Origin of the sequence: Sphingomonas sp. ACRSK (assembly GCF_022346685.1) — a bacterium.
GTDB classification, from domain to species: domain Bacteria; phylum Pseudomonadota; class Alphaproteobacteria; order Sphingomonadales; family Sphingomonadaceae; genus Sphingomonas; species Sphingomonas molluscorum.
This window is the reverse complement of sequence record NZ_JAKRNR010000097.1, coordinates 1-771: the sequence shown is the minus strand read 5'-3', so window position 1 is coordinate 771 and position 771 is coordinate 1. Positions and strand designations below refer to the sequence as shown.

Here is a 771-nt window from a genome sequence, read left to right as displayed (position 1 = left end):
AGCGCCGGTTGAAGACCCGCTCCTTGCCGGTGAACACACTCGTCACCGCCGTCTTCATGTTGTCGTAGATGCCGCGCGTCGGCACGCCTCCGAAGAAGGCGAACGCCCGCGCATGCGCGTCGAACAACATCTCCTGCGTCTCGCGCGGATAGGCTCGCACATACATCGCCCGTGATGCGCACAGCCGCACATGCGCGACCTTCACGCGCATCGGCTTGCCCGCGATCTCCACGTCCTCGTGGCTCCAGTCGAACTGATAGGCTTCGCCCGGCCGGAACAGCAGCGGGATGAACGCCGGCGCATCCATCACATCGCGACGCCGCGCCTGCCGCCAACGCGCCGCATAGCGGCGCACCGCATCGTACGAGCCGTCGAACCCTTCGCGCAGCAGCAGGTCGTGGATACGCGTGAGGCGAAGCTTCTCGCGCCGCGGCCGTGCCTCGTCTTCCTCCAGCAACGCGTCCAGTCGCGTCTGGTACGGCCCCAGCTTCGGCAGCGGCTGCACCTCGCGACGATACGCCATGTCCGCCTCCGGCGCCCGGATCGCCTTGCGGACCACCTTGCGCGACAGGTGCAGGTCTCGCGCTATCGCCTTGATGGCTTTTCCCGACGCGTGCTCGCGCCGGATCCTCAACACCGTCTCCAATATCAGCATCCCGATCTCGCCGCCTGACACACCGCCAAGCGAACAGCCTAGACCACCGGGATGAGGGGTCCTTTTTCGACGCCGATCACCCCGCTACCGGGGTCCCTTTTCCACGCCGATCCACA

General features: G+C 66.4%; 1 protein-coding gene. It reads right to left on the bottom strand.

Features of this window, described 5'->3' with window-relative positions; translation table 11 throughout:
- Nucleotides 1-655: IS21 family transposase (istA, locus tag MHZ35_RS17945; RefSeq protein WP_239436859.1), on the bottom strand; the 655-nt coding region annotated here is incomplete at its 3' end.
- Between the last annotated feature and the right edge of the window lie 116 nt (nucleotides 656-771).